Consider the following 25,660-nt stretch of genomic DNA (forward strand, 5'->3'; position numbering starts at 1 on the left):
CTCCGTTGAGGGTGGTGGAGGGCGACGAAGTGGGGGGTACCGGAGCCGAAGGCTCTCCGTTGAGGGTGGTGGAGGGCGACGGGCGGGCGGGAACCCCCTCCTCGGGGGCGGCCGAACACGGGCGGAGGCGAAGCGGCGGTCCCAGAACTAGTACGGCAGACGTACGCGAGCGTCGATCCCGTGGGGACTGCGCGACCGAAGGGTGAGCCGGGCCCCCTGGAGCTCCAGCAGGGTGACGACCACCGACAGGCCCAGCCCGCTGCCGCCGACGCCGTCGTGCCCGTCCCGCCAGAACGGCCGGGTCGCGTCGGCCAACCGCTCCTCGGACAGCCCCGGACCGTCGTCCTCCACGTGCAGGTCGACGTACCCCCCATCCGCGTCGTCCCCATCGGTTCCACCACCCGTCCCGGGAAACGGCCCCCGCACGCGCACGACGATCCGCACCCCCTCACCGCCGAACTTCAGCGCGTTGTCGATCAACGCGTCCAGGGCCTGGTCCAGCGTCCCCTCCACGCACGTGACCCGCACCCCGGACGCGCCCTCCACGACCAGCCGCGCCCCCACGCGCTCGGCGATGGGCGACCAGGCCGCGACCCGGTCCTCCGCGACCTCGCGCACGTCCTCCCACACCGTGGAGTGGTCGGCGTCCTCCGTCCGGGCCAGCGTGAGCAGACCGTCGCAGACCCGCGTCAGGCGGTCGACCTCGTCCAGGGCGAGCCGGTGACCCTGGCGGCCCTCCGGCGGCAGGTGCCGCACCAGGGAGTCCACCCGCAGCCGCAGCGCCGCCAGCGGGTTGCGGACCTGGTGCCCGGCGAAGGCCACGAACATGCGCTGGCGCTCCATCATCGTCGTGATGGTGTCGGCCATCTGGTTGAAGGACTCCCCCAGTCGCCGCAGCTCGACCGGCCCGGCCGCCGTACGCACCCGCGCGCCCAGGCTCCCCTCGCTCACCGCGCGCGTCGCCTCGGCCAGGTCGTCGATCGGGCGCAGGACCCAGCGGGTGAGCGGACCGGCGGCGGCGATGCCCGCGACCATGAGCACGGTGACCCCGGCCAGCGCCACACCCCACTGGACGAGCGTCGCCCGGCGCAGCGCCCCGGTCGGGGAAGCGGTGACCGCCGCGCCGACCACCTCCCCCGCCCCGCCGATCGGTTCGGCGACGATCAGCGGCCCGTCCTGCCACGGCCAGACCACGGTGTCGGCGCCCATCCGGTTGCCCGCCAGGGCCGTGCGCACCTCGGGCGGCATCGTCCCGCCCTCCCCGGCGGCGGGGTCGAGGTCGGCCAGCGTGACTCCCTCGCGCGAGCTCGCGACCACCGCGCCGTCCCGGTCGACGACGATCGCGGTGATCCCGTACAGGCGGTCGTAGGAGACCAGCTCCCTGGTCAGGCTTCCCGCCGAACCGGTGACGACGCTGGGTTCGGCGAGCCCGGCGAAGCGGGCGGTGTCGTTGATCCGGTCGAGGAGCATTCCGGCGGTCCCGCGCGCGGCGATGCTCCCGCACAGCGGCAGTGCCAGCCCCAGGCACCCGGCCACCAGCAGGGTCACGTAGACGGTCACGACGCGGTGGCGCAACGCTCACTCTCTCCGGGGACGAGGCGGTAGCCGACACCGCGCACGGTCTCGATGACCCCCGGGACGCCCAGCTTGGAGCGCAGCGTCCCCACGTGCACCTCCAGGGTGCGCCGAGCGCCCGACCAGTCGGTCTGCCACACCCGTAACAACAGCTGCTCGCGCGAGACCACCGCGCCCGCCTCCCGGACGAGGACGGTGAGCAGGTCGAACTCCTTACGGGTGAGGTCGACCGGCGCGCCCGCGCAGGTGGCGGTGCGCGTGGCGGGGTCGACGGTCACCGCGCCGGCGGTCAGGGCGGCCCCGCCCCGGCGGCCGGTCCGCCGCAGGACCGCCTCCATCCGGGCGCACAGCTCCTCCAGCGCCAGGGGTTTGACCACGTAGTCGTCGGCTCCCGAGCGTAGGCCGCGCACGCGTTCACGGCGGTCGCCCCGGGCGGTGACCATGATGATGGCGGTGTCGCCGCCGTCCCGGCGTTCGCGCAGGCGGCGGCAGAGTTCGACGCCGTCCATGTCGGGCAGGCCGAGATCGAGCAGGACGATGTCGACGGGCGGCGCGGCGAGCGCGGCCTCGGCGGTGCGGGCCTGCTCGACCAGGTACCCGTGGCCCTCCAGGGCGCCCGCGAGAGCGTCGGCGAGCCGGACGTCGTCCTCGACGAGGAGCACCGTGATCATGGCTGGGGGTCCTTCGCGGTGGTGTCGGGGCTTCGTTACCGCACCCTAGCGGGGCAAGTGTGCCCCGGACCACACTGGAGGCGGCGGCGGCCCCGGGAGCCACCGCCGCCGCACACGTCCGGAAGGCGGGGTCAGGATCCGGCGGACCGCCCGGTGTCGGCCTCCGGGACGATCTCCGGCGCCCCGTGCTGGATGGCGTCGGCCTCCTGGTCGGTGTCCTGCTCCTGGGCCGCGCGCTCGGCCTCGATGCCCTTGCGGTAGTACTCGACCTCGCGCTTGACCTGCTCCTCGTTCCACTCAAGCGGCACGGCGAGCAGTTCGGCGGCCTCCTCCGCGGCGGCGATCCCCCGGTCCCAGGTCTCGAAGGAGATCCGGGTGCGGCGGGACAGGACGTCCTCCAGGTGGCGGGCGCCCTCCGCGAGGGCCGCGTAGACGATCTCGGCGCGCAGGTAGTCCTCGGCCCCGGCGAGCGGTTGTCCCAGGTCGGGGCGTTCCCGGATCAGCGTCAGCAGGTCGTGGACGGTGGATCCGTAGCGGCGCAGCAGGTGGGTGACGCGGGAGACGTGCAGCCCGGAGTTCCGGGCGAGCGTGTGGCGCTGGTTGTACAGGGCGGCGTACCCGTCGGCGCCGACCAGCGGCAGACGGTCGGTCACCGATGCCGGGACTCCGCCGCCGAGACCGTGCGCGACCGCGTCCACCGCGTCCTTGGCCATGACGCGGTAGGTGGTGTATTTGCCGCCCGCGATGAGGACCAGGCCGGGAACGGGGTGGGCGACCGTGTGCTCACGGGACAGCTTCGAGGTCTGCTCGTCCTCACCGGACAGCAGCGGACGCAACCCCGCGTAGACCCCCTCGACGTCGTCCCTGCCCAGCGGAGTGCGCAGCACCTGGTTGACGTGGTCGAGGACGTAGTCGATGTCGGTGCGGCTCGCCGCCGGGTTCTCCTTGTCGAGGTCCCAGGCGGTGTCGGTCGTGCCGATGATCCAGTGCCGTCCCCACGGGATGACGAACAGGACGCTCTTCTCGGTCTTGAGGATCATGCCGGAGGAGGCCTGGACGCGGTCACGCGGCACGACCAGGTGCACGCCCTTGGAGGCGCGCACGTGGATCTGCCCGCGCCCGCCGACCATCTCCTGGATGTCGTCGGTCCACACCCCGGCGGCGTTGACCACCTGGCGGGCGCGGACACGTATCTCGTCGCCGGTCTCCAGGTCGGTGGCGCGTGCCCCGACCACGTGCTCCCCCTCGCGCAGGAAGCCGACCGCCTGGACGCGCGAGGCGATCCGCGCGCCGAGCCCGGCGGCGGTGCGCAGTACGGTGGTGACGAAGCGGGCGTCGTCCACCTGGGCGTCCCAGTACTGGACGGCCCCGGCCAGGGCGTCCCGCTTGAGCGCGGGGAAGACGCGCAGGGCACCGGACCTGCTGAGGTGTCGGTGCGCGGGCAGACCGCGGTTGTTGCGTGAGGTGAGGGCGAGGGTGTCGTAGAGGGTGACGCCCGCGCCGATGTAGAAGCGTTCCCAGTGGTGGGAGAACGGGAAGAGGAACGGGACCGGCCGGACCAGGTGCGGGGCGATGGTGGTGAGCAGGAGCCCGCGTTCGGTCAGCGCCTCACGGACGAGTTCGAAGTCGAGCTGTTCGAGGTAGCGCAGCCCTCCGTGGATGAGCTTGCTGGATCTGCTGGAGGTGCCCGAGGCGAAGTCGCGCGCCTCGATCAACCCGGTGGACAGTCCGCGCGACACCGCGTCCAGCGCGATGCCCGCCCCGACGATTCCCCCTCCGACGACGAGGACGTCGAGTTCCTCGTCGGCCATCGACGCGAGCGCCTCGGTGCGCGCGTCCGGTCCCAACCACGTGGTCGCCATCCGTCGTCCTCCGTCTCGATGGTGCTCCTCCCAGGCGGATACCCGTCGGGAGCCCCTGTCCATCGGACCGGCCAGAGGCTCCCAGGCTAACCGGGGGGCGGTGTCGGCGCTGGTCGTCGCCGCCCCGGCGGGCGTGTCACGCGCGCTGGACGAAAGGAGCCGGGGCCGTCCCCTCCGCCGCCTCCGTCCCGAGCGACTCCAGGCGGCGGATCATCCGGTGGACGATGAGCAGCGGAATGATCCCGAACACCCCGAAGGACATGTCGATCAGCTGCCAGAAGAACGGGATCCCCCGGATCGGTCCGCAGATCAGGGCCAGCGGCACCACCATGACGCAGGCGATCATGCCGAACTGGACCACCCACACGTTGCGCACCGGGTCGCGGAGCGGACCGTAGAAGGCCACCGCGATCACCAGGTGGGCGAAGGCGAGCCAGTCGGTTCCGTAGAGCACGAACGGGTACTCGCTCTCGACGGCGTCCAGCCCCGTCCGGATCCGGTCCACCCAGTCGGCCAGCCCCGGGAGGGCCTCCGCGACCGGGGCGAGGGGTCCCCGCAGGAGCGATTCGAGCAGACGCACCTCGGCGGGCAGGGGGAAGGCGGTCACCCCGCTGACCACCAGGCCCACGATGAAGAGAACGATCCAGATCCGGATGCGGCGCAGCAGGGCCGTACGTGTGTCCACGCTCCGGACTCTAGACCCGTTTCCCGGGGCCACTGCGGCGCCCCCGGGAAACGGGCCCCGGACCTCGGAACCCGGGGACGGTCAGGTCGCGTCGGCGTAGGCGTGCGCGTAGGCCAACACGTCGTTCACGTACTCCGTGGAGCTGTTGTACTCGAGGATCGCGCTCTCCCAGTCCGCCGCCACCGTCAGGTCCCGGCCCTGCGCGCACAGGTAGCGCGCGGCGGACAACGCGGCGTCGTCGATGTCGTGCGGGTCGGGCGTACCGCCCTCCAGCGCCGCACCCCACCGGTCCCACGTGCGTGGGATGAACTGCATCGGGCCGACCGCGCGGTCCCACCGCTCGTCGCCGTCCAGCTCGCCGCCGTCGGTGTCAGCGATCGCCCGGGTGTTGTTGTCACCGTTCAGCGGAATGCCGATGATGTCCACGGTCGTGGTGCCGTCCGGGCCGATCTCGCCTCCCGCGTACGTGCCGTGGCGCGACTCCACGTACCCGATGCCCGCCAGAGTCGGCCACGACAGCTGGCACGACGGCTGCCGCTCGGCCATCGCGAGCTGCGCGCTGGCATACCCCTCCAACGCGCGGCGCGGGATCCGCGTGGCCTCCGACACCTCGTCGAGCCACGCCGCCGTGGGGCGGAGCACACCCGCCCCCGGGCTCTGCCGTTCGTCCGCGCCCGATCCTGCGTCCCCCGCACCGCCTCCTCCGGCCTTCGGCTCCTCCCGCGGACCGTCCTCGGTGTTCACCTCCGCCCGCGCGGGCGGTCCGGTCAGGTCCGCGGCGGGCGGCGTCGCGATACCGCCGTCGGCGAGCCCCGACGGGCCCTCCCACCCGTCCATCGCCGTCGAGATCCGGCCGACCGTGTAGACGATCCCGCCCGTCAGCAGCAGGCAGACGGCGAGGGCCACGCAGACGGCGGCGAGGGGGCCGTTCCACCGGGCACCACGGCGCTCGCTGTGAGCCATTCGGTCCTCCAGGGTCCGGGTCAACGTCGGGTCATACGACGCAAAAATCCGGACCATGGTCGCATACGGCCGTCATTCAGTCACGGGGGGCGTCAGGCGACGGGAGGAGGAAACCGCGCCGGAGACGACCTCGGGGGCGGCCCGCCCACTGGCGGACCGCCCCCGAAAGAAGCCCTCGTCACCGGTCAGCGGTGCGGGTTCACCACGACCTCGACCCGCTGGAACTCCTTCAGGTCCGTGTACCCGGCGGTGGCCATCGTGCGGCGCAGCGCCCCCATGAGGTTCATGGAACCGTCGCTCGTGGAGGCCGGACCGTGCAGGATCGACCTCAGGTCGCCGATCGTGCCGACCTTGAGCCGCTCGCCACGCGGCAGCTCACCGTGGTGCGCCTCGCTGCCCCAGTGGTAGCCGCCGCCGGGCGCCTCGGTCGCGCGCGCCAGCGGGGAGCCGACCATGACGGCGTCCGCGCCGCAGGCCAGGGCCTTGGCGATGTCGCCGCTGCCGGTCATGCCGCCGTCCGCGATGACGTGCACGTACCGGCCGCCGGACTCGTCGAGGTAGTCGCGGCGGGCTGCGGCCACGTCGCCGACGGCGCTGGCCATCGGGACCGCCACGCCCAGCACGGAGCGGGTGGTGTGCCCGGACCCGCCGCCGAAGCCGACCAGCACACCGGCCGCGCCGGTCCGCATCAGGTGCAGGGCGGCGGTGTAGGTGGCGCAGCCGCCGACCACGACCGGCACGTCGAGGTCGTAGATGAACTGCTTGAGGTTGAGCGGCTCGGCCCGGCCGGACACGTGCTCGGCGGAGACCGTGGTGCCGCGGATGACGAAGAGGTCGACTCCGGCGTCGACGACCGCCTTGTGGTACTGGGCGGTGCGCTGCGGCGACAGGCGGGCGGCGGTGACGACGCCCGCGTCCCGGATCTCCTCGATCCGGCGGCCGATCAGCTCCTCCTGGATCGGCGCGGCGTAGATCTCCTGGAGGCGCTGGGTCGCGGCGACGTCGTCGAGCTCGCGGATCTCCTCGAGGAGCGGCTCGGGGTCCTCGTACCGGGTCCACAGACCCTCCAGGTCCAGCACGCCGAGGCCGCCCATCTGGCCGACGGCCACGACGGTCTTCGGGGACGCGACGCTGTCCATGGGGCTGACCATCAGCGGCGTCTCGAAGCGGTAGGCGTCGATCTGCCACGCGATGGACACCTCCTCGGGGTCACGCGTGCGCCGGGCGGGCACGATCCCGATCTCGTCGAGCTCGTAGGCTCGGCGTCCGTTCTTACCCAGCCCGATCTCCACCTGAGCCAACGCTTGATCCCCCTCGAGGTGTGCTGCGCCGGATGCTGGACCGGCGCGTTTACTGCCGCGGAGAGTCTATCCGCACGTGGAGCGCCCTCCCGCGCCTCCTTCCCCGCGAGCACGTGCCCGAAGTGGCCACACGAACCCACTGAGCACGCTAAGTTTCCAGGTGATTACCCATCGTTTCGAGATGGGTCAACGAAGGGAAACTCATGCGAGGTGGACGAACCCTCGGCCGCGCGGCGGCGGTCATCGGCGCGGCGGCCATGCTCCAGGCGGGGCTCGGCGGAGCGGCCGTGCACGCGGAGGAGTACGGCGGCGGGACCGCGGACCGCGTCGCCACGAGCTCTCAGAAGAACGTGTACCGGCTCGTGAACGCCAACAGCGGCCTGTGCGCCGGGGTGGCCGGATCGCGTACGGACGAGGGGGCCTGGGTCATCCAGTGGGACTGCCTGGGGATCGCCGACCAGGAGTGGGAGTTCGTGCACGGCGGCGCGGGCTACTACAACCTGAGGAACGGGCATAGCGGGATGTGCCTCGCCGTCTCCGAGCCCGATCAGAACGGCGCCTACATCGTCCAGCGGAACTGCGCCATCCACCCCGCCCAGGGGTGGCGCCTGGACAAGGACCCGGAGACCGGGACGACCGAACTGGTGAACTACGGAAGCCAACTGAACCTCGCGGTCGCCGAGTCGTCGGCCGACCCGGGGTACCGGCTGGTCCAGCGCACGCCGGAGACCGGCCCCGACGAGGAATGGATCCTCCGGTCCGTCCAGTAGGGCCTGGTCCCCGCGCGCCGAGGCGGGGGGCTCCGGGACCTCGCGGCGCCGGTCCACCCGCGGCGGGCGGGCCGGTCCGTCAGGCGTCGACGCCGACGCTGACCCCGGCGGAGCCGCATCCCCGGCCGCCCCAGCCGAGCAGCGCGTCGTCGACGACGGGGACGAGGGGGCCGCAGTAGTCGGAGAGCGCCCCGGTCCGCGCCCGGTGGGAGCGTTCGCCTTCGGGGTCCCACAGGCTGAACTCCCCGGGACCGGTCGCGAGCAGCCCCAGCCCGTCCAGGACGTGCATGTCCCCGCGTATGAGGCCGCCGGTCGCGTGCGAGACCGGCGGCCGGAAGTCGGTGAAGTCGCGCCGGTCCACCAGCTCGGCCCGTCCGGGGCCGTCGATCTCGTACACGCTCGCGCTCTCATCACCGCGCAGCGCGAGCAGGACCGGGCCCCCTGGTGCGGTCGCCACGCCGGCGGACACGTCCGCGCCCCCGGTCTCCGCGGCCTCGGGGACCTCCCGGACCGTCGCGGCCTCGTCCCCCGGGCGGAAACCGATGGTGACGATCCCCTCGGGGGAACCGCCGACCGCCACCACGGCGTCGCCGCGCGCCGCCAGGTCGTACACGGCGAAGCCCGGTTCGGGCTCGAAGGGGAGAGCGACGGTGCTCCAGTCGTCGTCCTCCAGTGAGTACACGAGGAAGTCGGCCGCGGACCCGTGCGGGGCGCTCCCGCCGCCGAACACCACGTGTTCCCCGACCACCACGCCGCGCGCCAGGTCCCTGGCCTCGGGCGCGTCCGCGACCGGCTCCCAGGAGTCCGCCTCCGGGTCGTAGAGGGCGCCGTCCCTGGCCAGGTGGGCGTCCTCGTCGCCCGCGCGGGTCGGCGTGAACCCGCCCCAGACCAGCATCCTGTCCCCGACCACGACCGTGCTGTGGCGGGTCCGGGGCTCCAGGTCGACGTCCGCCAGGACACGCCAGGCGCCGGTCTCCGGGGAGTAGGAGGCGCCGTCGGAGAAGGAGTCGTGCTGCCCCTCCCCGTGCCCGCCCCAGACCAGGAGCCGCGAACCCGTCCAGGCCAGGCCGTGGTCCTCACGGGGACCGAAGGGCGCCAGCGGCAGCTCGTCCACGGTCACCTCCACGTCCCACGTCTGCGCCCCGACAGTGGCGCAGGAGGCCACCGTCGGCGAAAGGACCAGCATCGGGACGACCGCCCCGAGCACGCGTCTCATCGAACACCGCTTCCGTACGCGTCGGGCGCCATCGCGCGCCCACCGGGGGCGGAGTGTAGCGAAGGCCTCCCCGGCGGGGCCGGCCGTGTACCGCACGGCCCGCCGGTCCCGCGCGCGGGGGTCACTCCAGGGCACGCTCCAGGTCGGCCCACAGGTCCTCGACGTCCTCGATCCCCGCGCTGAGCCGGATCAGCCCCTCCGAGACGCCAGCCCGGGCCAGGCCCTCGGCGTCGAGCATCCGGTGCGACGTGCTCGCGGGGTGCATGACCAGCGTGCGCACGTCGCCCAGCGACGGCGCGAGCACCGCGAGCCGCACCCGTTCGGCGAAGGACCGTCCCGCCTCCAATCCGCCCGCCAGCTCGAAGGCGAGCACCCCGCCGAAGCCCCCGTCGAGGAGCTCGCGGGCGGTCGCGTGGCCGGGGTGGTCGGGCAGGCCCGCGTAGTGGACCCGGGTGACCGCGGGGTGCCGGTCCAGGCGCCGCGCCAGCTCCTCCGCGTTCGCGCAGTGCCGCCGCATCCGCACGCCGAGCGTGCTCAGTCCCCGGTTGATCAGCCACGCCGCGAACGGCTCCATGACGGCGCCGAACTCGTTGGTGCGCTCGCGGACCCGCGTCAGCGTCCCGGCGTCGGCGAACACCGCGACACCGCCGATCGTGTCGGAGTGGCCGCCCATGTACTTGGTGGCCGAGTGCACGACGATGTCGGCGCCGTGCTCGATCGGGCGGCACAGCAGCGGGGTCGCGAAGGTGTTGTCCACGATCACCGTCGCCCCGTGCCGACGGGCGAGCGCGGTCAGCGCGGGCAGGTCGGCCACCTGGCCGGTCGGGTTGGCGATCGTCTCCAACACGAGCACCCGCGTGTCCGGACGCAGCGCCGCGTCCACCGCGGCGGGATCGCCCGCGTCCACCTGTGTGACCTCGACCCCCCAGCGCTCCCGCAGCGTGGTCAGCAGGGCCTGCGTTCCGCCGTACAACCGTTCCTGGGCGACCACGTGGCCGCCCGTGCCGAGCAGCGCCCACAGGGTGGCGGTGATCGCGCCCATCCCCGAACCGGAGGCGATGGCGCCCGCCCCGCCCTCCAGGTCGGCGACGGCGTCCTCCAGCGCGGCCACCGTCGGGTTCCCGTAGCGGGCGTAGACGAAGGGGGAGCCCGCGCCCTGGAACGACGCGGCCATGGTCTCGGTGTCGGGGAAGGCGAAGGTGTGCGCCTGGTAGATGGGCACGCCCAGCGGCGTGCTGCCCTCGACGACGGGCGCGGGCTGGTGGACGGTCCTGGTCTCGGCGTGGTGTGTCATGCTCCCCAGCCTCGCGGGGGTACCTCGCCCGGGGCAGAGCCAATCCGGGACAATTGGCCGCATGAGCGAGCCAATCCGCGCCGACGACCTCACGATCCTGCTCGGCCGGTGGGCGGCCGGGCGCGGCCCCCTCTACCGGTCGCTGGCGGACCGGCTGCGCGTCCTGGTCGAGGAGGGCGCCCTTCCGCACGAGGCGTGGCTGCCCGCCGAACGCCGTCTGGCGGTACGGCTCAACGTGGGGCGGGGCACCGTGGTCGCCGCCTACGACCTGTTGCGGGACGAAGGACTCCTGACCCGGCGCAGGGGCAGCGGGACCCGGGTGGCGCACGGCCCCGGGCCCGACCCGGCCGCCGTGGGCGGCGGCCCGAGCGAGGGGTCGGCGTTCCTCAGCCTGTTCGAGCCGCCCACCGCCTCCCTCGTCATGACCTGCGCGGCCCCCGACTCCCCGCCTCCGGAACTGCTCTCCACCTACCGGAAGGCGGTCGACCGGCTGGCCGGGTTCGCCGACGACATCGGCTACCACCCGACCGGCCACCCGGAACTGCGCGCCGCCGTCGCCGACCGCTTCACCCTCCGCGGCCTGCCCACCGGCCCCGACGACGTCCTGGTCACCAACGGCGCACAGCAGGCACTGGACCTGCTGGTGCGCTGCCTCGTCGCGCCCGGGGACACCGTCCTGGCGGAGCGGCCGACCTACCCGGGGGCACTGGCCCTCTTCGGCGAGGCCGGGGCACGGCTGCGGCCGGTCGACGTGGGGACCGGGGGCGTGGACACCGGGGCCCTGCTGGAGGGGATGGCCGCCCGCCCCGCGCTCACCTACCTCGTCCCGTCCTTCCACAATCCGACGGGGACGCTGATGGACGCGATGGACCGGCGCCGGGTCGCCGCCGCGGCCGGTGCGCACGGGCTGCTCGTCGTCGACGACGAGACGATGGCGGACCTGGGCTTCGCCGCCGACCCGCCACCGCCCCTGGCGGCCTTCCCCGGCGGGGAGCGGGTCGTCACGGTCGGGTCCCTGAGCAAACTGGCCTGGGGCGGGCTGCGGGTGGGCTGGATCCGCGCCCGGCCCCCGGTGATGGATCGGCTCCGCCGCGCCAAGACCCTGGCCGACGTGGGCGGCGACGTCGCCTCACAGCTGGCCGCGGCGGCGCTGCTGCGCGACCCCGGCTCCCTGGTCGCGCGCCGGACGGCCGAGCTCCGTGACCGCCACGCGCGGCTGACCGGTGAGATCGACCGGCTCCTGCCGGGCTGGCGGTACCTGCCGGCGGTCGGCGGGCAGACCCTGTGGACCCGGATGCCGCACGGCGACTCGGCCTCGTTCGCGCAGGTGGCGCTCCGGCACGGGGTCGCGTTGCTGCCGGGCGCCACGCTGTCGCCCGGGGGCGGGGCCTCGCCCTGGCTTCGGCTGCCGTTCCTGGCCCCCGAGCCGACGCTCTCCGTCGCGGTCCGCAGGATCGCCGCCGCGTGGGAGCGCTACGACGCGTCCGGAGGGCCGCGGGTCGCGGCGCGCGGGGTGATGGCGGTGTGAGTCCGGTGGCCGTCCGGCGCCGGGGGTGGAGGCCGGGAGCCGCCCCGGACACGACGACGCCCGGTGGCGGGTGGCGCCACCGGGCGTGGGAGGTCGGACCGCCTCGGGTCAGCGCGTGTTGTAGTTGGGCGCCTCGACGGTCATCTTGATGTCGTGCGGGTGGCTCTCCCGCAGACCGGCGCTGGTGATGCGCATCAGCTGACCGCGCTCGCGCAGTTCGGCGACGGTGCGCGAGCCCGCGTACCACATGGACTGGTGCAGGCCGCCGACGAGCTGGTGCGCGACCGCCTGGAGCGGGCCGCGGAAGGGCACCTGGCCCTCGATGCCCTCGGGGATGAGCTTGTCCTCGGCGGCGACCTCGGCCTGCGCGTAGCGGTCCTTGGAGAAGGAGCGGCCGCGCATGGCCCCCAGGGAGCCCATGCCCCGGTAGGCCTTGAACTGCTTGCCGTTGATGAAGATCAGCTCGCCCGGGCTCTCCTCGACGCCGGCGAGGAGGCTGCCGAGCATGACCGTGCTGGCCCCGGCCACGATCGCCTTGGCGATCTCACCGGAGTACTGGAGCCCGCCGTCGGCGATGAGCGGGACGTTCGCGGGGCCGCACGCCTTGGCGGCCTCCAGGATGGCGGTGAGCTGGGGCGCGCCCACACCGGCGACCACGCGTGTGGTGCAGATGGAGCCGGGCCCGACACCGACCTTGACGGCGTCGGCGCCCGCGTCCACGAGCAGCTGGGCCCCGGCTCGGGTGGCGACGTTGCCCGCCACGACGTCGGCGCGGGAGTTGGCCTTGAGCTTGGCGACCATGTCGGCCAGGCCCGAGGAGTGGCCGTGCGCGGTGTCCACGACGACGAAGTCGACCCCGGCCTCGACCAGCAGCTTCGCGCGCTCCTCGGCCTCGGCGCCGACACCGACGGCGCCGCCGACGACGAGGCGGCCGTCGGCGTCCTTGGTGGCGTCGGGGAACTGCTCGCTCTTGATGAAGTCCTTGACGGTGATCAGGCCGCGCAGGCGGTTCTTGCCGTCGACGAGCGGCAGCTTCTCGACCTTGTGCCTGCGCAGGAGGTCGAAGGCCTGCTCACGGGAGACACCGACGGGAGCGGTGACCAGCTCGCCCGTGGTCATCACGTCGCGGACCAGGCGGGAGCGGTCGCTCTCGAAACGCATGTCCCGGTTGGTGACGATGCCGACGAGGGACCCGTCGGGGTCCGTGACCGGGACACCGGAGATGCGGTAGTGGGCGCACAGGCGCTCGACCTCGGCGAGGGTGTCGTCGGGGTGACACGTGACCGGGTCGGTGACCATGCCCGCCTCGGAGCGCTTGACCAGGTCGACCTGGCTGGCCTGGTCCTCCGCCGACAGGTTGCGGTGCAAAACGCCCGCGCCGCCCTGGCGGGCCATGGCCACGGCCATGCGCGCCTCGGTGACGGTGTCCATCGCGGCCGACAGCAGCGGGATGCTCAGTTCGATGTTGCGGGAGAGCTGGGTGGTGGTGTCCACCTCCCCGGGCTGCAGGTCGGAGTAGGCCGGGACGAGGAGCACGTCGTCGTAGGTCAGTCCGGGGGGCAGGAGTTTGTCCCCGTAGTCGCTGTACTCGTCGCTCATGACACAACCTCCGCAATCCCGGCACACCTGCGCGGATTCGCCCCCGCGTGTCACCTCATCCTAGAGCGTGGCCGCGTGCGCCTCACGAGGAAAGGAGCGTTCGCCCCGCAACCACGGCCGGAAAGTGACCAGTCTCACCGTTTGAGATCGGGGCGGGCGTCACCCTCGGTCACACCCGCACGGGTGCTCCCGAAGCGGTGTCGACCGGCGTCAGCGCAGGCGGCCGCGCCGGGTCGCCGGATGGGCGCAGTAACCGTGCGGTGCGGTGGGGCGGCGGGGACAGACGGGACGGGAGCGTCGTTTGCGGCCGTGCTCACGGGAGGAGTCTGTTCGCCAGGGCCACCTGCCGAAGCCGAGCAATAGCTCGGTGCTGGGCAACCCGTACCGCTCCCGCCGACATTCCAAGTACATGTCCCGTCTCATCCGCCGTCAGACCGCCGATCACCCGCATGACCAGCAATCTCCGTTGTCTCTCCGGGAGCTCGTCGAGGAGCTCCCTCGCCCGCTGGGCCTCGATCACCCGGACCGCCGCCTCCTCGGGGCCCGGCCCGTCGTCGGGCGGCTCCGGGACGGTGTCCGCGGGCACCAGTTCCACGCGCCCCGCGACCCGCAGGGTGTCGGCCACCTTGTGCGCCGCGATGCCGAACACCAGGGCCGCGAAGGGCCGCCCCCGGTCCTGGTAGCGGGGAATGGCCGTGAGCAGGGCGATGCACACCTCCTGCGCCACGTCGTCGGAGTAGTGGGCCAGACCGGAGACCCGTGCCAGGCGGGCACGACAGTACCGGACCACCATGGGTCGGACCTCACGCAGCAGCGAGTCCATGGCCCCGTCGTCCCCCTGGACCGCGAGTGACCCCAGATGGTTCAAACCCGTGTCGCGCGTCTCCGGGTCCGCATCCTGGTGCGTTCCGTCCCGGTGCGTTCCCGGCCGCGCGGTAACGCCCCCCCGGGCGCCTGCATCCGTCACGTAACGAATGATGCCCCCAACCCGGGACCCAACCGCTCCAATGGACAACTACGGAATGGTCACGTTTTGGAAAAAACGCCCGAAAGCACCACATTTTTTATGGGGCAAAACGGGAATACCGTGGTAGTGAACGGGGGTGGGGCGGCGACGCGCCCCACCCCCGGACGAGGTGCCCCGGAACCGGTGCTCCGGTGGCCGACTCCTAGTGGCCGTGCCCGTGGCCGTGGCCGCCCTCGTCCTCCTCCTCGGGCTTGTCCACGACCAGCGCCTCGGTGGTCAGGAGCATGCCCGCGATGGACGCGGCGTTCTGGACGGCGGAACGGGAGACCTTGACCGGGTCGAGGATGCCCTCGGCGGTCAGGTCGCCGTAGGTGTCGGTGGCGGCGTTGTAGCCGTGGCCGACCTCCAGCTCGGAGACGCGGTGCGTGACCACGTAGCCCTCGGCGCCCGCGTTCTCCGCGATCCACCGGGCGGGCTCGACCAGGGCGCGGCGGACGATCGCCACACCGGTGGCCTCGTCACCGGTCAGGCCCAGGTCGTCCAGGGCCTTGGCCGCGTGCACCAGGGAGGCGCCGCCACCGGCGACGATGCCCTCCTCGATGGCCGCGCGGGTCGCCGAGATGGCGTCCTCGAGGCGGTGCTTCTTCTCCTTGAGCTCCACCTCGGTGGCCGCGCCGACGCGCAGGACCGACACGCCGCCCGCGAGCTTGGCCAGGCGCTCCTGGAGCTTCTCGCGGTCCCAGTCGGAGTCGCTGGCCTCGATCTCCTTGCGGATCTGGCGGACGCGGTCCTCGACCTCGCCCTGCGACCCGGCGCCGTCCACGATCGTGGTGGCGTCCTTGGTGATGGTGACGCGGCGGGCGGTGCCCAGGGCGTCCAGGTCGGCGTTCTCCAGGGTCAGGCCGACCTCCTCGGCGATGACCTGGCCGCCGGTCAGCACCGCGATGTCCTGGAGCATGGCCTTGCGGCGCTCACCGAAGCCGGGCGCCTTGACCGCGGCGACGTTGAGCATGCCGCGCATCTTGTTCAGCACCAGGGCGCCCAGGGCGTCGCCCTCGATGTCCTCGGCGATGATGAGCAGCGGCTTCTTCTCCTGGACGACCTTCTCCAGCAGGGGCAGCAGATCGTTGAGGTTGCTGATCTTGCCCTGGTTGATGAGGATCCGGACGTCCTCCAGCACCGCCTCCTGGCGGTCGCCGTCGGTGACGAAGTAGGGCGAGACGTAGCCCTTGTCGAACTGCAGGCCCTCGGTGAAGTCGAGGTCCAGACCGAAGGTCGGGGCCTCCTCCACCGTGATGACGCCGTCCTTGCCGACCTTGTCGAACGCCTCGGCGATGAGGTCGCCGATCTGCGCGTCCTGGGCGGAGTTGGTGGCGACGTAGGCGATGTCGGCGCGCTCCTCGACCGGGCGGGCCCGCTCGACGAGGATCTGCGACACCTTCTCCGCGGCGGCGTCGATGCCCTTCTTCAGGGACATCGGGGAGGCGCCGGCGGCGACGCTGCGCAGACCCTCGCGGACGAGCGCCTGGGCGAGCACGGTGGCGGTGGTGGTGCCGTCACCGGCGGCGTCGTTGGTCTTGGTGGCGACCTCCTTGACGAGCTGGGCGCCCAGGTTCTCGTAGGGGTCGTCCAGCTCGACCTCACGGGCGACGGTGACACCGTCGTTGGTGATGGTCGGAGCGCCGAACTTCTTGTCGATGACGACGTTGCGGCCGCGCGGGCCGAGCGTCACCTTGACGGCGTTGGCGAGGCTGTCGACGCCCCGCTCGAGGGCGCGGCGGGCGTCGTCCTCGAACTCCAGGATCTTCGGCATGGTGAGTACTTCCTCTTGTGGTCGCAAAGGAACATCCCGCCCGCCCGGCGTGATGCCGACCGGTGCGGGATGCGGAGAACTGGCTGGCCGGGGGCTCGGAGCGAGCCCCCGGTCGAGACCTACTTCTCGACGACCGCGAGGATGTCGCGGGCGGACAGGACCAGGTACTCCTCACCGTCGTACTTGACCTCGGTGCCGCCGTACTTGCTGTACAGGACGACGTCGCCGACGTTGACGTCCATGGCGACGCGGTTGCCCTTGTCGTCGAGGCGGCCGGGGCCCACGGCCAGGATCTCGCCCTCCTGCGGCTTCTCCTTGGCGGTGTCCGGGATGACCAGACCGGAGGCGGTGGTCTGCTCGGCCTCCAGGGTCTTGACCACGACGCGGTCCTCAAGCGGCTTCAGCACGGTCTTGGTGGCGGTCGACACGGTGTGACCTCCCCCTTCAAGGTTTCGGTGTCCTGACATCGGCCCGCGCGCGAGCACGGACCGGCTACGAAAAAAGGGGCGACCGCGGCGGCCTGTCGTCGCGGGTGCCAGACCGGCCTCGTCGCGGTTAGCACTCTACCCCTGCGAGTGCCAGAATGGAAATGTGGCGAGGGCCGCTGGTCAGCAGACCCACCGCCGGGAACACACGGGGCGAGGCAACGCCGGGGACACGGTGGAACAGCGCCGGGAGCACGGCGGACCGGAACCGGGGCGCCCCGGAAGTGTGCCCGGATCCACGCCGCCCACACCGTCGAACGAGGGAGGATCCATGCGCGAGTCGGCCTTCTCGGCCCTGCTCACCGACGCGGGCCGGGAGGTGCTCGCGGGCGTGGACCCGAAGGAGGCCGCCGCCGACCGGCTCGCGGTCGCCTCCCACCTGCGCGGCGATCCCCGCGTGGGCGCCCTCGACCCCGATCTTCCCGTCTCCGACCTGGTCAACGCGGTCCTCACCCAGGTGGGGCTGCGTGAGCGCGGCAGGGCCAAGTTCGGCGACCGGGCCCAGGAGATGTACTTCACGCCCGACGGCCTGGAGCAGTCCACCAGGCGGGTGGTGGCCGACTACCGCGCGGACCGGACCGCCGCCGCGGCCGACGCCGCTCTGGGCGGGGGGCGCGCGGGTGACCTGTGCTGCGGGATCGGGGCGGACCTGCTCGCCCTGGCCGCACGGGGCGTCCCGGTCGAGGGGGTGGACGCCGACCCGCTGACCGTCGCCGTGGCCCGCGCCAACATCGCCGCCCTCGGGTTGGCGGACCGCGCCCGGGTGCGCGAGGGGGATGTGACCGAGACGGCGCCCGGCGCCTACCCGCTGCTCTTCTGCGACCCCGCGCGGCGCGGCGGCCGGGGCCGGGTGTTCGACCCGGCGGCCTACTCGCCGCCGTGGGACGTGGCGACCGACCTGGCCCGGGGCTCCTCCGCCGCGTGCCTCAAGGCGGCGCCCGGCATCCCGCACGAGGTGCTCCCGCCCGACGCCGCCGCCGAGTGGATCTCCGTGGACGGCGAACTGAAGGAGGCGGCGCTGTGGTTCGGCGACCTCGCCGACGGCCCCCGGCGCCGCGCGACGGTCCTGCACGAGCGGCCCGGGTTGCGTGCCGCCGAGGGGGCGGTGGCACACCTGGACGAGGTCCCCGGGCTCGGCCCCGCGCCCGTGGCTCCCGCGCGCCGCTACCTCTACGACCCCGACCCCGCCGTCGTGCGCTCGCACCTGGTGGCCGAGGCGGCCGCCCGCGTGGACGGCGCGCTGCTGGACGAGCGGATCGCCTACCTCACCTCCGACCGGGCGGTGGTCTCCCCCCTCTGGCGGGTCCTGGAGGTCACCGACGTCCTGCCGTTCTCACTGAAGAGGCTGCGCTCGGCGCTGCGCGCACGCGACGCGGGGACGGTCACGATCAAGAAACGCGGTTCCGCCGTCGACACCGAGAAGCTGCGCAGGGATCTGCGCGCCTCCGGGTCCGAGGCGGTCACGGTGGTGCTGACCAGGATCGGAGAGCGCCCCTACAGCCTGCTGTGCAGGGAGGTCGCCGGCCCCGGGCGCGCCTGAACCGCCCCGGGAGGGCGGCCCGGTGACGGAGCGGGGACCATATCGTTACCTTCCGCGCGCGGTTCTTCGCCGGACCCCTGGGGTGACGGGGGCGCCGGTCGTTAGACTGTCGACCGCTGATTGCTTTCCCTTCTCATGGACTCCCCCGGAAGGCCGTGGTTGATTGACCCGCGCGCGGTTCAGGCGACGGAACCCCCATGCCTCGCGCGTATACGCTCAGTCACACTTGCGTCACGTTAAGGCGTTATCACCGCGCGGCGCCACGCGCCCGGGGACCATCGAGAACCCGACCGCCCGGAACCACCGTCCCTTCCTCCGGGCCCGGACGGGAGCGCCAGAACCAAAAGGAGCACCTCGGTGGAACAGACCAATCACAACTTCCTCACTGGGGGGAGCAGCCAGGCCGGGATCTCCGACCGGATGCGCGACCTGCTCTCCCAGGCCGCCCAGGAGCACGTCTCCGAGCAGAAGAGCCAGGGGGCGGTGAGCGAGGAGATGCGCCAGCGGCTGGAGGGCATGGAGTGGCTCCTGCGCGAACTGCGCGAGCAGGAGCTCACCGGCCTCTCCGAGGCGGTCACCGCGGTCAACGGTCGGATCGACGGCTTCCTGGAGCGCCCGCCGGAGTGGGCCGAGACCCTCGCCGAGCACATCGAGCTGGTCGGTCAGCAGGTCAAGCCCCTGGCCGACATGCCGTCGCTGCGCGCCGACACGCACCGCCTCGCCGGGCACATGGACACCGCGCTCACCCGCCTCCAGCGGATGGCCGAGACCGGCAACCGCACCGCGGAGAAGGTCGACGACCTCGGTGAGAAGCTCGCCGGCCTCAGCGAGAAGGTCGAGGCCCGCCTGGACGCCCTGGACACCGCGCTGGCCTCGCTCACGGAGCGGACCGAGGCCGTGGAGGCCTCGCTCACCGCGCTGGACTCGACCCTGGCCGAGCGGCACGAGGCCAGCGAGTCGACCCTCACCGAGCGGCACGAGGCGCTGGCCACGGCCCTGGCCGAGGGTCGCACGGAGATCACCGAGGCCCTCACGTCCGGCCGGGCCGAGATCAACGAGGCCATCACCGCCGGCCGCACCGACCTGTCCGAGGCGGTCGCCTCCGGCCGCGAGGCGATCGTCACCGCCGTCGCCGAGGCCCGCGAGGCCCAGGCCAAGGCGGGGGCCGAGCTCGGTGAGAAGCTCACCGCCAAGGTGACGGAGTCCGCCGAGGAGGTCCGGTCGGCGTTCTCCGAGAAGAACGAGGAGCTGCTCACCAAGCTCCAGGAGAACACCGGCGAACTCGGCGAGCGCACCACCTCCCTCGCCGAGGAGCTGACCGCCCTCGCGACCTCCGCCAAGGAGCGGCACGAGGCGCTGACCACGAAGGTCACCGACAGCATCGGCTACCTGAGCACCCAGGCCGAGGAGAACCACGCCGAGGCCAACGCCGCCATCGCGGACGTGACCGGGGCCGTGGCCAAGCTGCGGGAGAACCACGAGTCCTCCCTCACCGACCTGCGGTCCCACCTGCGCCAGCGCCTCACCGAGCTCAACGAGCAGCTGGAGCTGGGCCGCACCGAGGACCGCGAGCGGGACGAGGCGGCCGCCGAGGCGCTGCGCGAGTCCGTCAACGAGCGCACCGACGCCCTCAAGGCGCAGGTCGCCGAGGACGCCGAGAGGGTCGCCGCCGACCTGGCCGAGCTGCGGACGTTCGTCGAGGAGACGACGGCCAAGGCCGCCACCGACAGCACCGAGCGGCACCAGACCCTCTCCGACACGCTCACCGAGCAGACCGAGGCGCACCGCACGGCGCTCGACGAGAAGCTGGAGCGCCAGCGCGAGGCCCTCACCGGCAAGGTGGACAACCACCTGTCACAGATCACCGGCAAGGTCGACCACGAGCTCGGCCGCCTCACCGACCGCTTCGACACCTTCGAGGGACACTTCGAGGGGAGCTTCGAGGGCATCGAGGGCAAGATCGACGGCGTCGACGGGCGCATCGACGGCCTGAACGGCCGCCTGGACGGCCTGGACGGCCGGGTGAACGGCGTCGAGGGCCAGTTCGAGGGGGTCAGCGGGCACTTCGAGGGGGTCGACGGCCGGATGGAGGCCATCGACGACCGCCTGGAGGCGCTCAACCAGCGGCTCAACCAGCTGCCGCAGTCCATGGAGGTCAGCGAGCTGCACCGCCGCCTGACCGAGCTGGTCGACCGGCCGCAGGTGGACCACACGGACAAGCTGGAGGAGATCGACTCGCACGTCACCTCCGCCGTCGAGCCGGTGCTGCGCGAGCTCAAGCAGCGCCCGGACCGGCACGAGTTCGAGGAGACCGTCACCGAGGCGGTGGAGAACTCGCACGACGACATGACCAAGCGCCTCGCCTCCCTGGAGGAGACGATGCTCGCCCTGGCCGAGGCGCTGCTGCGCCCGGGCCGCGACGGCAAGAAGAAGCGCCGCCGCGACGACGACGAGGACGACGAGTAGCGAGCCGGGGGCGCACGCCCCCGAGCGCCGACCCACGGGAGGGCGCCGGACCGCGCGCGGTCCGGCGCCCTCCGGCGTCCGTCGGGGTGACTAGCCCAGGACGTCACCGGAGCGCAGCAGCGGCGGGTACAGCTCCGTGGCGCCGCCGAAGCGGTAGAGCGCGGCGGGTCTGCCCGCCTCGGCCGTGCGGCGCTCCCCCGTGGGCTCGACGAACCCCGCCGTCCGCAGGACCTTGCGCCGGAAGTTGCTGGGGTCCAGAGCGGTACCCCAGATCACCTCGTACACCCGGCGCAGGTCGCTGATGGTGAAGGGTTCGCGGCAAAAGTCCGCGGCCACGGTGGTGTACTCCAACCGGGAGCGCGCCTCCTCGACGGCGTCGGACAGGATCCGGCCGTGGTCGAAGGACAGGCCGAACCCCGGCGCCAGCGCCTCCTCCGTCGGCACCCACACCGCGTCGGCCGCGTCGGTGCCCGCGACCGGGTCGGGCAGGTCCGGACCCAGCGCCAGGTAGGCCACCGTGATGACCCGGCCCCGCGGGTCCCGGTCGGGGTCGCCGTAGGCCCGCAGCTGGGCCAGACGCAGCTCACGCCCGTCGACCCCGGTCTCCTCGGACAGCTCGCGCAGCGCCGCCGCGTCCAGGTCCTCGTCGGGGCGCACGTACCCGCCCGGCAGCGCGCTGTCCCCCATGAACGGCTCCTTGCCCCGCTTCACGAGCAGCACGTGGAGAGCGTCGTCACGCACGGTGAAGATGACGAGGTCGACGGTCACGGAGACCGGCGTCCGGGGAGTATCGGGCACGACTGCGGAGTTCATCCCCTCAACCTACTAAAGGTCCACTTGACCAAAAACATCCGCGGCCTTAGAGTCAAGGTGACCAAAAAATCCCCTGTGACGCCGCCACGGGTCGCGCGAAGGGAGCACGCGTTGACGGAGTTCGTCCTCGGAGTCACCAGCTCGCTCGCCGCGACCGCGGCCACCGTGGCACTCGGCTCGCTCCTGTCCCAGCGGGCCCGGTGGTGGCTGCTGGCGGCGGTCTCCCGGCTCAGCGGGCTCGGGGTGCTGAGGGTGCACAGGCACCAGGACGACGCGAAGGCGGCGCTCGCCGAGGAGATCGGCCGGGCGCGCTGGCTTCGCGTCATGGTCGGGCGGGGCAACGAACTCACCCGGGACGGTTTCACGCCGCTGTGGACCGGCGGAGGACGGCCGCCGGAACACGTCCGGGTGCTCCTGCCCGACCCCGGCTCCCCCGCGCCCAGCGGTTCCCCCGAGTCCCGGGGGAACTGGCTGGCGCGGCGGGAGCGGGAGCTCCGGGAGGTCGATCCGGGCTTCGGCCCCGGGCTGCTCGCCGAGCAGGTCTGGGCCAACTTCCACTACCTGGCCGAGGCCACACGGGAGAGCGACACCCAGATCCGGTTCTACGACCTTCCGAACCTCTACCGGATCGTCGCCACCGACAGAATCGCCTTCATCACGCTCTACCAGAACGCCGAACACGGACGTCACTCGCCGTGTATCGTCGCGCACCGATCGGGCCGACTGTACGACTTCGCCCTACGCATCCTCGACACCGCCTGGGACTCCGCACGGGTTCCCGACGGCACTCCTTCCCTGGACTCCTGACGGCCCCGGGGCCGCAGCCCGCGACCGGGAGGGACACGCGGCGCGGACGCCTCGTCCGCCCTCTCCCCTCGTTCCCAGCCACGCGGCACCGGCCGCCGACGGACTCGGCCGGCCGGTGTTCGAAGGAGCTTCACCGTGAGCCAACCAGAACCCCGACAGAACGGACGCGGCAGCGTCCAAGCGGTGCCCCCGTCGTTCGTGGAGGCGGCGGCGGGCAACCCCGAGTACGACTCCACCGCCCGGCTGTGCGCCGCGGCCTGGACCGACCGCTACTTCCGGGACGCCGTGCTGAGGGAGTGCGCCGACCGGCCGCACCGGACCCCGGCCCGCGAACCCGGGCTGGACGCCGGGCGGGTCGTCCGCGAGTGCCTGCGGGCCCGCAACGTCCGCGCGGCCGCGGGCGCCTGCTTCTTGGGCTTCGCCCTCGTACTCTGCCTGTTCAACGTCGCCGCCGTGCTGGTCGTCCTGACCCTGGCGGTGGCCCTGGAGGCCTGGGCGCGGTACCGGCGCAACCGCGACCTCAGGCACATGCTGATGACCCTGGGCGGCCGGGGACTCCCCGGCCTCAGCCGCCCGAACTACCTGCCCTGGGTCATCGGCGTGATCGCCCTCCTGTTCCTCCCGATGCTGTTCGGTGGCCTGCTCGTCGGCTTGGGCACGGACTACTCCGGCTCCTTCGACGGTTCCCCCCAACCGGCGGCCGGGCCCGGCGTGGGCTCCCTGATCCCCTTCTGGTTCGGTCTGCTCATCCTGTTCACCGCCGCCGTCCTGAGCGGTTACGCGGTGCGCAACGCCACCAACACCGCGCTCCGGTCGATCAGGAAGGACGCGGGCGCCCCCTGGCGGGGCAGCGGGGTGGGTACGGTTCCGGTGGCCTTCTACACCGGCGCCATGCCCTTCGTGGGCGCCGGTCTGCGCTTCGACTCCTGGCCGGTCCTGCTCAAGCTCCTCCCCGGCCAGGAGGACCGACCGACCCGACGGGGCAACGGTCAGCGGCCGGGCCCCGGCGCCGACCAGCCCGCGGGAGGGCTCGTCGCCGCGGGAAGCGGAACCGACGGCGAGCCCGCACGGAAGGAGCCCACGCTCACCGGAGGAGCCCTCGTGGAGCGCCTCTACGCCGAGCTGCGCGAGCAGCTGCCCAAGCTCAGCGGCACCGAGGGGGAGCACAGCAGCACCCGGCGCGAGGTCGAGCTGGCCGACTGCGTGTTCCTCCCCGGCGTGCGTCAGGACAGGGTGGAGGACCTGGTCCCCAACATGATCGCCGCCGACGGGGAGCGGGGGACCCTGCGGCGGGAGTGGGTCAGCGGCTTCGTCAACGTCTTCCACGAGCGCGCCCGGCACTTCCTGGAGATCGGGATCAGCACCTGGGAGAGCCAGGTCGTGGTGACGGCCTTCGTGCGGCTGTCCACCCAGGGCGGCCTGCTGCACGTCGAGGGCGAGACGATGGTCATGCCGCCGGTCGACGACGAACACCGGATGCCCGCCGGAGCGCTTCCCACCGGGACCGACCCCGGGGACACGGTCGCCCTGGTCGTCGAATCGGCCCGGAACGTCCTGCCGCAGTTGAGGAGCAACCTCACCGAGAGCCGGTCCTGGCTCAGGTCCTGGAGCGCGGTGCGCAGGAACAACCGGGAGCACACCTGGGCCAGGAAGAACGACGAGTTCTTCGACTACGCGCCGAGTTTCGGCATCCGGCAGCTGGGGGCCGCGCCGCAGATCGAGCAGCTGTTCCAGGAACACGACCTGCACCGCATCACGCGGGCGATCCCGGAGAAGGTGCTGATCTGCGTCCGGGACGTGCTCCAGGAGGCGGGATACGACACCGAGCAGGTCGCCAAGATCATCCAGAACATCAGCAACGACTACGGCAACCACTTCCACGGGGACACGAACTTCTCGGGCAACCCGGTGTTCCAGTCGGGCAAGAACAACCAGAACACCTCGTCGGATTCCGGCACGGAGAAGGCCGGATAGCCCGGTCAGCGGCCCACGGCACTTCCAGGACTCAAGAGGAACACCATGACCGGCGACAACTACGGCAACCACTTCCTGGGGAACACGACGTTCTCCGGCAACCCCGTCTTCCAGACCGGCGAGAACAACCACAACCACCAGACTCCGGCACGGACCGAGCACGCGACACGGACCTCGGCCCCCGCGGAGGACCACCGGGCGGACGCGGTGGTGATCACCGCGATCAGCAGCGAGTACACGGCCGTGGCCCGGCACCTCTCCGGCCCCGTCGGCGAGGTCAACGCACGCGGAACCCTGTTCCGCACCGGCACGCTGCGGGGGGCGCGCCGGACCCTGCGGATCGCCCTGGCCGAGATCGGCCCGGGCGCCGTCGGCACGGGCGTGCACGTGGAGCGGGCGCTGACCACCTTCGACCCCGCCGTCCTGCTGTTCGTCGGCGTCGCGGGCGGGCTCAAGGAGGACGTGCGCCTCGGCGACGTCGTGGTGGCCGACGCCATCTACGACTACGAGACCGGCAAGGACGGGGAGGACGACTTCCGGCCCCGGGCCAAGACGGCCGCGCCCTCCCACGACGCCGTGCAGCGGGCCCGGGACGTGGCCGCGCGCGGGGAATGGCAGCGGCGGGCGCTGTCCAGCCCCCTGCCGGACCCGCCCCGGGCGTTCGTCAAGCCCGTCGCCGCGGGCAGCACGGTGGTCGCGCACGAGCGCTCGCGCACCGCCGAACGGCTGCGGCGCTACTGCGGCGACGCCCTGGCGGTGGAGATGGAGGGGTACGGGTTCCTGCACGGCGCGTACCTGACCTTCGGCACCCACGCGCTGGTGATCCGCGGGATCTCGGACATGCTCAGCGGCAAGACCCCCGGATCCGACGACCTGTGGCAGCCCATCGCGGCCGCCCATGCGGCGGCCTTCGCCTGCGCGTTCCTGGACCTGTTCGACCCGGGGAGGTAGGGGCCGGGGCGGCGGCGCGGAGCCGCCGCCGCCCCGGACACACCCCCCGGCCCGACGAGAACCGGCATTCGACTCTGGTAGCACTCCACGGGAGGAAGTCATGGCGGCGGGCTGCGGCAGTACCTGCGACGAGAACACGGGCTACCACGGCCCGGGGTGCCCCAACCACCCGAATCCCCCGCCCCCGTCGAGCTTCACGGGAGGAAGCGGCGGCGGAGGTGGAGGTGGCGGTGGGGCGGGGTGCCTGCTCATCCTCTGCGTGGTGGGCTCCCTGGTCGTGTACCTCGGCTGGTGACCCCGACAGCACGACCCGTGGTCGAAGAAGCCGGGCTGACCAGCGAGGCAAGTCCCCGTCAACACTGACAGGGGCGAGAAGAAGC

20 protein-coding genes are annotated in these 25,660 nt (G+C 72.7%); 7 read left to right on the top strand and 13 right to left on the bottom strand.

What is annotated here, in order from left to right; all coding sequences use genetic code 11:
* Positions 1 to 147: 147 nt before the first annotated feature.
* From KIK06_RS18405 to KIK06_RS18430, 6 genes are all read right to left on the bottom strand, one after another.
* Complete coding sequence (locus KIK06_RS18405) at positions 148 to 1,575, bottom strand: sensor histidine kinase (protein ID WP_268644363.1); 1,428 nt, start codon at positions 1,573 to 1,575, stop codon at positions 148 to 150.
* The gene (locus KIK06_RS18410) at positions 1,557 to 2,246 is read right to left on the bottom strand and encodes a response regulator transcription factor (protein ID WP_268644365.1); all 690 of its coding nucleotides are present in this window, start codon (positions 2,244 to 2,246) and stop codon (positions 1,557 to 1,559) included. The genes KIK06_RS18405 and KIK06_RS18410 overlap by 19 nt, the downstream gene beginning before the upstream one ends.
* Before the next feature lie 131 nt (positions 2,247 to 2,377).
* Positions 2,378 to 4,108, bottom strand: a complete 1,731-nt coding sequence (locus KIK06_RS18415) for a glycerol-3-phosphate dehydrogenase/oxidase (RefSeq protein WP_017597115.1) — start codon at positions 4,106 to 4,108, stop codon at positions 2,378 to 2,380.
* A gap of 136 nt (positions 4,109 to 4,244) precedes the next feature.
* Positions 4,245 to 4,793, bottom strand: coding sequence for a hypothetical protein (locus tag KIK06_RS18420; protein WP_268644367.1), 549 nt, complete (start codon positions 4,791 to 4,793; stop codon positions 4,245 to 4,247).
* 81 nt (positions 4,794 to 4,874) lie between these two features.
* Positions 4,875 to 5,756, bottom strand: coding sequence for a lytic transglycosylase domain-containing protein (locus KIK06_RS18425; protein WP_268644370.1), 882 nt, complete (start codon positions 5,754 to 5,756; stop codon positions 4,875 to 4,877).
* Between the two features lie 185 nt (positions 5,757 to 5,941).
* Entirely contained in the window at positions 5,942 to 7,048 is a 1,107-nt protein-coding gene (locus KIK06_RS18430) for a GuaB3 family IMP dehydrogenase-related protein (protein ID WP_268646065.1), read from the bottom strand.
* Between the two features lie 212 nt (positions 7,049 to 7,260).
* On the opposite strand from KIK06_RS18430, the gene KIK06_RS18435 reads away from it, so the two are divergent.
* Positions 7,261 to 7,827 carry an RICIN domain-containing protein gene (locus KIK06_RS18435; protein WP_268644371.1) on the top strand — a complete coding sequence of 189 codons (567 nt, stop codon included), beginning with the start codon at positions 7,261 to 7,263 and terminating at the stop codon, positions 7,825 to 7,827.
* 79 nt (positions 7,828 to 7,906) lie between these two features.
* Here the strand turns inward: KIK06_RS18435 and KIK06_RS18440 are convergent, their stop codons facing one another.
* Together KIK06_RS18440 and KIK06_RS18445 are read right to left on the bottom strand one after the other, a co-directional pair.
* Entirely contained in the window at positions 7,907 to 9,043 is a 1,137-nt protein-coding gene (locus KIK06_RS18440) for a Kelch repeat-containing protein (RefSeq protein ID WP_268644373.1), read from the bottom strand.
* A gap of 121 nt (positions 9,044 to 9,164) precedes the next feature.
* Positions 9,165 to 10,337 carry a trans-sulfuration enzyme family protein gene (locus KIK06_RS18445; protein ID WP_268644375.1) on the bottom strand — a complete coding sequence of 391 codons (1,173 nt, stop codon included), beginning with the start codon at positions 10,335 to 10,337 and terminating at the stop codon, positions 9,165 to 9,167.
* Positions 10,338 to 10,398: 61 nt separating this feature from the next.
* Here KIK06_RS18445 and yczR point away from each other — a divergent pair, with 61 nt between their 5' ends.
* Complete coding sequence (gene yczR / locus KIK06_RS18450) at positions 10,399 to 11,865, top strand: aminotransferase-like domain-containing protein (RefSeq protein WP_268644376.1); 1,467 nt, start codon at positions 10,399 to 10,401, stop codon at positions 11,863 to 11,865.
* A 108-nt stretch (positions 11,866 to 11,973) separates the two neighbouring features.
* On the opposite strand, the gene guaB is transcribed toward yczR, so the two are convergent.
* From guaB to groES, 4 genes are all read right to left on the bottom strand, one after another.
* Positions 11,974 to 13,464 carry an IMP dehydrogenase gene (guaB, locus tag KIK06_RS18455; RefSeq protein WP_017597124.1) on the bottom strand — a complete coding sequence of 497 codons (1,491 nt, stop codon included), beginning with the start codon at positions 13,462 to 13,464 and terminating at the stop codon, positions 11,974 to 11,976.
* Positions 13,465 to 13,777: 313 nt separating this feature from the next.
* The gene (gene shbA, locus KIK06_RS18460) at positions 13,778 to 14,431 is read right to left on the bottom strand and encodes an RNA polymerase sigma factor ShbA (RefSeq protein ID WP_394296839.1); all 654 of its coding nucleotides are present in this window, start codon (positions 14,429 to 14,431) and stop codon (positions 13,778 to 13,780) included.
* Positions 14,432 to 14,633: 202 nt separating this feature from the next.
* Positions 14,634 to 16,244 (bottom strand): chaperonin GroEL, encoded by a 1,611-nt coding sequence (groL, locus tag KIK06_RS18465; RefSeq protein ID WP_017597126.1) that lies wholly within the window; start codon positions 16,242 to 16,244, stop codon positions 14,634 to 14,636.
* A 119-nt stretch (positions 16,245 to 16,363) separates the two neighbouring features.
* A complete protein-coding gene (gene groES, locus KIK06_RS18470) occupies positions 16,364 to 16,672 on the bottom strand; it encodes a co-chaperone GroES (protein ID WP_017597127.1) in 309 nt (102 codons plus the stop codon).
* Between the two features lie 328 nt (positions 16,673 to 17,000).
* Between groES and KIK06_RS18475 the strand changes: the two genes are divergently transcribed.
* Positions 17,001 to 18,269, top strand: a complete 1,269-nt coding sequence (locus KIK06_RS18475; protein WP_268644380.1) for a class I SAM-dependent methyltransferase — start codon at positions 17,001 to 17,003, stop codon at positions 18,267 to 18,269.
* Positions 18,270 to 18,626: 357 nt separating this feature from the next.
* Entirely contained in the window at positions 18,627 to 20,735 is a 2,109-nt protein-coding gene (locus KIK06_RS18480) for a hypothetical protein (protein WP_268644382.1), read from the top strand.
* 90 nt (positions 20,736 to 20,825) lie between these two features.
* Here KIK06_RS18480 and KIK06_RS18485 read toward each other — a convergent pair whose 3' ends face one another.
* On the bottom strand, positions 20,826 to 21,548 hold the full coding sequence (locus KIK06_RS18485) for an NUDIX hydrolase (RefSeq protein ID WP_268644384.1): 723 nt from the start codon (positions 21,546 to 21,548) through the stop codon (positions 20,826 to 20,828).
* A gap of 111 nt (positions 21,549 to 21,659) precedes the next feature.
* Here KIK06_RS18485 and KIK06_RS18490 point away from each other — a divergent pair, with 111 nt between their 5' ends.
* The 3 genes from KIK06_RS18490 to KIK06_RS18500 all read left to right on the top strand — a co-directional run bounded on the left by KIK06_RS18490 (position 21,660) and on the right by KIK06_RS18500 (position 25,280).
* A complete protein-coding gene (locus tag KIK06_RS18490; protein WP_268644387.1) occupies positions 21,660 to 22,355 on the top strand; it encodes a hypothetical protein in 696 nt (231 codons plus the stop codon).
* Positions 22,356 to 22,490: 135 nt separating this feature from the next.
* Positions 22,491 to 24,329 carry a hypothetical protein gene (locus tag KIK06_RS18495; RefSeq protein WP_268644389.1) on the top strand — a complete coding sequence of 613 codons (1,839 nt, stop codon included), beginning with the start codon at positions 22,491 to 22,493 and terminating at the stop codon, positions 24,327 to 24,329.
* Between the two features lie 45 nt (positions 24,330 to 24,374).
* Positions 24,375 to 25,280, top strand: coding sequence for a 5'-methylthioadenosine/S-adenosylhomocysteine nucleosidase family protein (locus KIK06_RS18500; protein ID WP_268644391.1), 906 nt, complete (start codon positions 24,375 to 24,377; stop codon positions 25,278 to 25,280).
* Positions 25,281 to 25,660 lie beyond the last annotated feature (380 nt).

This window comes from Nocardiopsis sp. EMB25 (assembly GCF_026797795.1).
Lineage (GTDB): Bacteria > Actinomycetota > Actinomycetes > Streptosporangiales > Streptosporangiaceae > Nocardiopsis > Nocardiopsis lucentensis.

Excerpts from the sequence above, each read along its gene's own strand:
- KIK06_RS18440 (WP_268644373.1), bottom strand. The coding sequence starts at position 9,043 with ATGAGACGCGTGCTCGGGGCGGTCGTCCCGATGCTGGTCCTTTCGCCG.
- groL (WP_017597126.1), bottom strand. The coding sequence starts at position 16,244 with ATGCCGAAGATCCTGGAGTTCGAGGACGACGCCCGCCGCGCCCTCGAG.
- KIK06_RS18475 (WP_268644380.1), top strand. The coding sequence starts at position 17,001 with ATGCGCGAGTCGGCCTTCTCGGCCCTGCTCACCGACGCGGGCCGGGAG.
- yczR (WP_268644376.1), top strand. The coding sequence starts at position 10,399 with ATGAGCGAGCCAATCCGCGCCGACGACCTCACGATCCTGCTCGGCCGG.
- KIK06_RS18425 (WP_268644370.1), bottom strand. The coding sequence starts at position 5,756 with ATGGCTCACAGCGAGCGCCGTGGTGCCCGGTGGAACGGCCCCCTCGCC.
- KIK06_RS18485 (WP_268644384.1), bottom strand. The coding sequence starts at position 21,548 with ATGAACTCCGCAGTCGTGCCCGATACTCCCCGGACGCCGGTCTCCGTG.
- KIK06_RS18445 (WP_268644375.1), bottom strand. The coding sequence starts at position 10,337 with ATGACACACCACGCCGAGACCAGGACCGTCCACCAGCCCGCGCCCGTC.
- KIK06_RS18410 (WP_268644365.1), bottom strand. The coding sequence starts at position 2,246 with ATGATCACGGTGCTCCTCGTCGAGGACGACGTCCGGCTCGCCGACGCT.
- guaB (WP_017597124.1), bottom strand. The coding sequence starts at position 13,464 with ATGAGCGACGAGTACAGCGACTACGGGGACAAACTCCTGCCCCCCGGA.
- KIK06_RS18500 (WP_268644391.1), top strand. The coding sequence starts at position 24,375 with ATGACCGGCGACAACTACGGCAACCACTTCCTGGGGAACACGACGTTC.
- KIK06_RS18415 (WP_017597115.1), bottom strand. The coding sequence starts at position 4,108 with ATGGCGACCACGTGGTTGGGACCGGACGCGCGCACCGAGGCGCTCGCG.
- KIK06_RS18435 (WP_268644371.1), top strand. The coding sequence starts at position 7,261 with ATGCGAGGTGGACGAACCCTCGGCCGCGCGGCGGCGGTCATCGGCGCG.